The organism is Streptosporangium sp. NPDC049248, assembly GCF_040678965.1.
Classification (GTDB): domain Bacteria; phylum Actinomycetota; class Actinomycetes; order Streptosporangiales; family Streptosporangiaceae; genus Streptosporangium; species Streptosporangium fukuiense.
Window position 1 is genome coordinate 1 of record NZ_JBFAQY010000071.1, and the last position, 5077, is coordinate 5077.

General features: G+C 67.8%; 5 protein-coding genes. 2 read left to right on the forward strand and 3 right to left on the reverse strand.

All coding sequences use genetic code 11. The features are described from left to right. Positions 1-538, reverse strand: a 538-nt coding sequence (locus AB0K21_RS44530) for a hypothetical protein (RefSeq protein ID WP_364159248.1), incomplete at its 3' end; no start/stop codon positions are given. 333 nt (positions 539-871) lie between these two features. Between AB0K21_RS44530 and AB0K21_RS44535 the strand changes: the two genes are divergently transcribed. Next, the gene (locus AB0K21_RS44535) at positions 872-1639 is read left to right on the forward strand and encodes a putative dsRNA-binding protein (RefSeq protein WP_343966281.1); all 768 of its coding nucleotides are present in this window, start codon (positions 872-874) and stop codon (positions 1637-1639) included. A 313-nt stretch (positions 1640-1952) separates the two neighbouring features. On the opposite strand, the gene AB0K21_RS44540 is transcribed toward AB0K21_RS44535, so the two are convergent. Both AB0K21_RS44540 and AB0K21_RS44545 read right to left on the reverse strand, forming a co-directional pair. Then, the gene (locus AB0K21_RS44540; RefSeq protein ID WP_364159251.1) at positions 1953-2573 is read right to left on the reverse strand and encodes a hypothetical protein; all 621 of its coding nucleotides are present in this window, start codon (positions 2571-2573) and stop codon (positions 1953-1955) included. Continuing rightward, complete coding sequence (locus tag AB0K21_RS44545) at positions 2536-3132, reverse strand: hypothetical protein (protein ID WP_364159254.1); 597 nt, start codon at positions 3130-3132, stop codon at positions 2536-2538. The genes AB0K21_RS44540 and AB0K21_RS44545 overlap by 38 nt, the downstream gene beginning before the upstream one ends. A 306-nt stretch (positions 3133-3438) precedes the next feature. Here AB0K21_RS44545 and AB0K21_RS44550 point away from each other — a divergent pair, with 306 nt between their 5' ends. Further along, complete coding sequence (locus AB0K21_RS44550; RefSeq protein WP_364159257.1) at positions 3439-4089, forward strand: hypothetical protein; 651 nt, start codon at positions 3439-3441, stop codon at positions 4087-4089. Positions 4090-5077 lie beyond the last annotated feature (988 nt).

Genomic DNA, 5077 nt, shown 5'->3' on the forward strand with positions numbered 1-5077 from the left:
CGTCGTAGACGGCGGCGAGATCCAGGCCGGCCACGCGGGCGAGTTTGCGCGCGTCCTCGTACGCCAGCACATACGCCTCGCCCTTGCGCTGCACGCCGCGCTCCAGCCGGGCCGCGCGTTTGGCCATCTTGGCGTTGTCGACCAGCAACGCTCCCACATTGCGCAGTCCGTGGTCGTGCGCGCTCTTTTCCAACGCCTGCAGCAATGGGACACCGGCGAGCATGGCGCGCGGATCGACGGCCTTCTTCGCCGCAACGAGGACCTCACCGCTTCGCGGGTCGACGCCGTCCATGATGGCTCGTGCGGCCTCGTGGTCTGCGGGCCTCAGCGTGCTGCCCGGGACGATGCCGACGTCGCGCAGGCCCTCGCCGATCCACATCAAGCCGCGCTCATCGGCCAGCCGGTAGGCCAGCTGCGCGTCGCCCTGGTGCTCGACGGAGGGCTCGACGGAGGCCTCGATGTGAAGCTGAGATCGGCATCCGGCGCCCTCTTGCAGGCGGTAGTCGACCTGCGTCATGGAGGGGCCCAGCACGGTCACCCACGCCACCGTCGCCTACCTCCTCACATCCGCCCAGCTCAGCGCCGGGTGTCGGGCCGAAGGCCTCCGTATCGGGAGATACCTATGTCCAAGATCTTTTTCCTTGATCTTTGTGTTGTAGTGATGAGTCTGACAAATGGTTCATATGGTGTCTATGGGTTGTACTGCTGTGATGTCATTTGACTGATCGTTTAGTGATGAATTTATGATCTTGGTGATTCGTTGTTGTCATGGTTGTTGTCATGGTGGGCGTCGGGGGTGGCCGCTTCGACCGTGCTGCTCGTCGCCTCTCCTGCCCTCGGCCGTGCGGCCGCTCTGGCAGGCTGGGCTGCCGTGAGCACCGACGAGCAGCATCCGGTTCCGGCGTCACGGCGCTGGGGCGGCCTGGCCGCCACCTGGGCCGGCTACCAGGAAGTCGAGCGGTCGTTCTTCTGCCGCGTCTGCCAGCGCGCCGAGCGCGGCCTGTGGGTGCCGGCGGGCTGGTATTTACTCGAGCGCGCGCCCGGTGGTAAAGGCCGTCACATCCGGCTGGGCCTGTATTGCAGCGTCGCCTGCCTGGTACGCGCGGGGGAGATGCTGGAGGCCGGCGCCGCCGAGCACGCGGCCCGGATGGATCTGCCCACCGAGGAAGACCGGCGCCGCGAACGCGCCCGCATCATCGAGATCGCCCAGACCCTGTTGTCGGGCGGGCTGACGATCCGCCAGGCCGCCGAGAACCTGAAGGTGGAGACCTTCACCCTGAAGACGTGGCTGAAGGAAGCCGGCATCCAGATCAGCCCGGCCCCGTCCCTGTCCGCGCCGGTGACGGCGAAGACGAAGACGACGGCGACAGGGGCATCGGGACCGTCGAGCGGAACGGATCCGGGCGAGCGTCATCCAGTGAGTGTGCTGAACGAGCAGACCCAGCGGGGTCGTATCGAGGCGGTCACCTGGACGGTGAACTCGACCGGCCCCTCGCATGCGCCGGACTTCACCGCGGCCGCCGCCACTCGCCTGCTCGCCACCGGCACGCCGGTCCGTGGCCAGGGGAGCGGAGCGAGTAAGGCGGCTGCCCGGGCGGCGGCCGCGGCCGCACTACTGGCCCGCCTCGACGCACTGTGACGGTGCCGGCAGCGGGCGCGGGTCGTGGTCAGAACTCATCGTCGTCGAGCTGGCGGCGTAGCTGCTCGCGTTCGGCTCGGACTGGGTTTTGGCGGTAGGGGTTGAGGGCCGCGTTCGGTGCGGGCGTTCATCTAACGGTCGGAGAACGTCGTCCCCGGCCGCCTGTACGAGATCCGCGACGTCGATCGCGTGACCTTTCTCCGCCGGGGGAGTGAGCGGCCAGGAGCTGCTCGACGCCCCCAGGCTCAGCTGGACGGCTACCTTGAGGAGGATCCGGCGTGTTCGAACATCGCGATGGTCGACGTGGCCGTGCTCATCCAGCGCCACTCGGTGTAGACCCGCCGTCACGAGCGAACTCCAGAACCTCGTCGCGCAGACCCTCCAGGACCTCGAAGTTGTGCCGCATGACGTCGAGGTCGTAGGTGTGGCTCACCTTCAGCCGGGCGATCCGATCCAGCAGCTCCCCGTCTGTCAGCTGGGACAGCCAGGCCGTGATCTGACGGACGCTCGGGGAGCCGTCCACCTGACCGATCGTGTCGACGAGATCGACCCGGGCCGACGCCGCGCCCAAGCGTTGCTTGTGGCGCTCTGCGGCCGAAGTCGTCGACCCCGCCGACATCGCCCGACGCTCGTCCTCGTGCCCGACGGCGATTTCGTAGCGCGTCGGGAGCGCCGGCTCGGGTGGCTCCATGCTGCCCGTCACGAGGCGCGGCACCGCCCGGGTGCGGACCCAGTGGGAGATCTCGTCGAGCTCCTGCATCAGCACCGGCCACCGATCCGTGCCCGGCCGGTTGATCCCGACCGTCGGGAACAATGTCGTGGGGACCTGGGTGCCCATCGGGGTCTGGGCGATGACGTCGCCGACGCGCAGCGGCTCCTCGGGGCGCGGCGGGAGGTCACGGATCGAGCGAGGCCTCTGGTCTTCCTGGTACATGGCGGCTTATGCGGACAGCCGTGATCGCCGGCGTCCTGTGCTTCGCATGGTTCGTGTGGAGGACCAGCCGGGCCAGAGGGTGCATATGAGGATCGCTCCGACGCTGGAAGGGCTGCAGGCCGTCGATCCGCCGCACGAGCTCGCTGCCAGCCCGCAATGACGGCGGGCCCTGCTTCGCGCGCCTCTTCTTCCACTCCTCGAACTTCTCGTAGGTGTCCGACGCGGGCATCTCGACGAGCCTGGCCGCCTTCTCGTCCAGCGGTGAGCCGTTCAGGAACTCGACCTCGGCGAACAGTGCGTGCTCGAGGGCAGCCCGCAGCGCCACCAGCGCGTCGGCCACGAGCAGTGGGATCTTGCGGGGGATTGGAGCCACGCGTTCGACGACGGACTGACTGAACGGGCCCGCTGGCACCTCCGCCAGGCCGAAGACACCGTCGGGCTGGGTCTGGTAGTCGAAGAGCAGGTTGGCGACTTGCCCGATCAGCTCGTCCGAGTGCGACAGCGTCGCGGCGACGCCGAGGTGGCGATCAGGGAGCCAGTGGTGCATCACGTCCTTCACGACGGGATTTTATGCGGCTGCGCAGCGCGCTCCTCCGCTCCTCGATCTTCCGGAGTCCACGGGCGGAGGACCCCGATTGACCGGAGCAGGGGTGCCGTTAAGGAACGTGTCACCAGCCGCCAACGAGAGAGAAGGTACAGGTCAGCGGCCTGCATCGGGGAGTTGCGGTGAGGTCGATGAGCCGAAGCCTCTAGGCGCCTTCGACATCGCCGAGCGCGGTATGGCAACGCGAACCCGGCGAGCCAGAGCAGCGTCTATACCGCCGTGACGATCATCGCCGGTGATCGGTGAACTGAGGAGGCCAAGATGAACTATGTCGAGGACAGGGGAGAGGACGGGCACCCGCTGTGCTCTCGGTGCGACGCGAGCAGGATGGTCCCGATCATGTACGGATACCCGACCTTCAACGAAGAGCTGGAACAGGCTCTGCAGGCCGGGCTGTTCGTTCTCGGCGGCTGCACCCTTCACCCGGAAAGGTGGGCGTGCCTGACGTGCCGCACCAGATACCGCGAGCTGCCGGAGCCGTGCTGGCGGTGGGGGGAAATCATCCAGGGGGTTCCCATGGAGATCGGCATCCTGCGCGACGGCGAGCCCGCACGCGCGGCGGTGACCGTCCGCAGGCATAAGCCGTGGACGCTGGCCTTCCAGATTGACGAGATCGGTGTCCTCGACTACTTCGACCAGCCACAGATCATCGCTCAGGGCGACGACTTGTTCGGGGCCCTTCAACAGCTGTGTCGGGCGGCGGCCCGGCTGAAGGTCCGCCTGCTGGTGAACGGGGCCCGCCGGGACGCCTATCGCTGCCAGGTCGACGGCCCGGACACCGAGCACCTCGTGTCCTTCCGCCAACCGGGCAGACCCGCCTCGCTCGCCGACACCGGCGCGATCTTCGATCCGGCTGACGCCTCGCTCATCGGCACCCCGGACGAGCAGGACCATATCCACGCCGGCCGGTGACGAGGCAGGGCGGAGCCTCTCCTCGGCTCCGAGAGCTGGCTCGCCGCCGCGCGAGCCGGTGATCCTCCCAGCTCAGTCCCCGCTCACGGAACGAGGAATGTCGGTGCTGCCCGAAATGATGAATCTATGAATGACGCACCCCCCTTCAACCGCTTTGAGGACCAGGCCGTCTACGCCGCCGCCGTACAGCTGGCCTGGCTTTGTAGGTGAGATCCGGAGCCACATGTTCGCGAGCGGAGAGCCATCTCGGCTGGAGCGTGGTCTCGTGTCGATGAGATTGGGAGCCACCTCGCCGAGGTGTTCGGCGGCACCAGACCTGCGCCTCTCCTCGTTGACTCGTTGACTCGTTGCCGCGGCCGGAGCGGAGCGGCAGGTCTCCGGCTCGCCGGTCACGGTCCATCGGGTCACGTCGAGCACGTCGGCCTCGACCACGTCCGCCGACCGCTGGCGGGCAGTAGTGGCCGGCTCCCAATCTCGCCGACATTTCTGAGCGAGGAAGATCGCCAAGTGGCCCTCGAAGTCGTCGACATCTGGCTCTCGAAGTCAGTGACGTAGCCACTGGCCGTTGACGCCGCAGCTACCTACTACGGCGCCGGCACCTCAGCGCTCGACGACGACGCCTATGACCGGCTGGTGCATGGCATTGAGGCATACAAGGCTGAGCATCCCGGCGACATGCTGCCGGACTCGCCCACCGGTGGTGGAGCGAGCAAGGACAGCCGGGGCGCGAGGGGTTCGGGCTGACCGTCACCGCCGACGGCCGCCAGCAGGTGTGGCTGGGCGAGCCGTCGGCGCCCGTGCCGCAGGCCGTGGCCGTGCGCTGAGCCTCTGCGCTGATCACCGGGACGGTGTCGAGTGGGGGGCAGACCAAGTACGCCGGAAAGGGCTAATAGGGCTGGTCGGGCGGTAGAGGCGGAAGTCGAGATTTCGGCTGTGGATAGCCGTGCCCGGCGTGGGGCCGGATTGGTTCCCGCAGCGGTTTCACTGC